This window comes from Microvirga aerilata (assembly GCF_016743775.1).
Classification (GTDB): domain Bacteria; phylum Pseudomonadota; class Alphaproteobacteria; order Rhizobiales; family Beijerinckiaceae; genus Microvirga; species Microvirga aerilata.
Map to the genome: position 1 here is coordinate 1 of NZ_JAEQMY010000246.1, position 2,000 is coordinate 2,000.

A 2,000-nucleotide genomic window follows, 5' to 3' on the forward strand; every position below is an offset into this window, starting at 1 on the left:
CATGCGTCTGCGATGTCCGTTCTGTCGGGCCCGCTTCACGCTTGGCTCACTGATGAAGGTGCCAAAGTAGTGATAGAAAGCTTATCGTCTCTGCCGCTGATCACGAGGTCCACGCTGAGGGTATGCGAAGCTGCGGCTGGCCGTTTGCCCTCTGGAAAGCGTCACAAAGCAGTAATCAGCCTCTGGTATGCAGGCATGGAATGGAGAACCGTTCCATGAGCATCCTGTTAGCGTTCGTTGGCGTAGTTGGGGGGGCAATAACCCTCGGCATGCTGTGGTCCTATGGGGCTGTCATGGCACTTTCCGGGACGCCCTTGGGAGCCAGTGCTCTGGTGCTTGCCGTGAGCATCCTCATGGCCCTGCAGAAGTCAGAGCAGCCCATTGAGCCTGACACCATCTAGGACCAGCCCAACGCCCTGGCCTATGAGGCTGATTGAGGTTCACAGAGCGGAGGACACCTGAATGCCTCGCTACTTCGTTCATACCCTCAGCCAAGACCAGCTGGCCTGGAACACAACAGGGTTGGAATTGCCCGAGGTCGCGGAGCGCGAGGATCGAGAACTGACCTGGGCCATCTGGTCTGAGGTCTTTGATCAGCAGATCCAGAGAAGCCGGACTTTCGTGATCACCGACGAAAACGGCGAACTGGTTTTCGCAACCAGTTTCTGAGGTGGTTTCCTCACAGATCCCTATAGCCCCGCTACCACCTCAAGCATCTGTTCCATACTGGGCGGTATCCGAAAAAGCACCTAACGCCATAGAGCATGTCCGAAACAAGGCTCCCGCTTGAACTACCCCAAGATAACCCCAGCCTTTTGATCAACCTATGTTACACTCGCTGGTGTGAATGGAGCGAGATGGATGATCCCGCCGTTCAGGGTTGGTGATCGAGTAGTGTTCAACCCCAAGGCCGGATCTCATGATCTCGGTTTCTTTACCCTTACTATCCCTGGCAACTGCACAGAGGGGACAGTTTGGCAGGTGGTAGACGCTCTCTTGCTCGAGAACGGTGTGCGTCAGTACCACATCAAAGCCAATCAGGCCGGCCAAGAGCGCCTTGCAGCTGAGGATCAACTCCGACCGGCACTGTGACCCTAAGATAGCCAGCCACATTGTGGCTAAGTTTCTATAGAACAGGTATGAGACTTCCATGAAAAGCCAATATTTTGTTGCTGCTTTTCCGTTTCTCCTGCCGCTACCGGCACTGGCTCAAACGAATACTTCCAGTGAGATTTACATGTATGATAGCTGCAAAACCTTAGTTCATAAAACTGATGAGAAGCTATTTATACAAGCTCTTTGCAGCCAAATTGTAAGCACACTAATGTACTACTCGGACCGTCTTCCAAATCAGGTGCGATTTTGTACCCCTGAAGGATCAAACGTATCACAAGCCATGATGATTGTTGTTGATCATATGGGAAACAATCCAAAGCTAATGCATGAGAATTTTGTAGATGCTGCTGCTACTGCTTTGCGTGATGCATGGCCATGCGCAGATTAGCCTCACAGGTCCTATCGCCCCCGCTGCCGCTTTGCCATAACCTCAAGCATCTGTCCCATACCGGGTGTTGTGCGAAATCGTGGCCCTTTAGGGTGCCATTTCGGACCACTGAGATCAGGGGTTAATCAAAGCATAGATATGTAAAAGTGGGAATGGAGGCATTGCCCTATCCCCACGCCTCGCTACTGCAAGCCTCAGGTGCTTTCACCAAGGCTTGTTGGGCTTTCCTGTCCGGTACTCAATGCAAGGCATGCGCCTCGCACGTTTCAGAGCACAAAATCGTTAGCACCAAACACGGTGGCCAAGCGGCCGACAAACAGGATGTTGTTGTCCCCGAGATCCAGAACAGCGCCAAAAGGCGTTGCGCTCAGAGCATCAAGGGGATTGAACCCATCCTCGAAGCCGACCAGTCGAACAACTGATCTTCCCCCGACTACTTGGACACCGGGTTAACTCGCTTTTCGCTCAGCTTGTTCGGGTGTGAGATACCCGAGCG

At 53.0% G+C, this 2,000-nt stretch carries 3 protein-coding genes; all 3 read left to right on the forward strand.

Going from position 1 to position 2,000, the window contains the following annotated elements; all coding sequences use genetic code 11:
* Positions 1–215 precede the first annotated feature (215 nt).
* A complete protein-coding gene (locus JKG68_RS32065; RefSeq protein ID WP_202066439.1) occupies positions 216–401 on the forward strand; it encodes a hypothetical protein in 186 nt (61 codons plus the stop codon).
* A 61-nt stretch (positions 402–462) separates the two neighbouring features.
* Positions 463–669 (forward strand): hypothetical protein, encoded by a 207-nt coding sequence (locus tag JKG68_RS32070; RefSeq protein ID WP_202066440.1) that lies wholly within the window; start codon positions 463–465, stop codon positions 667–669.
* Positions 670–1,150: 481 nt separating this feature from the next.
* Entirely contained in the window at positions 1,151–1,504 is a 354-nt protein-coding gene (locus tag JKG68_RS32075) for a Rap1a/Tai family immunity protein (RefSeq protein WP_202066441.1), read from the forward strand.
* The last annotated feature ends 496 nt before the right edge of the window (positions 1,505–2,000 follow it).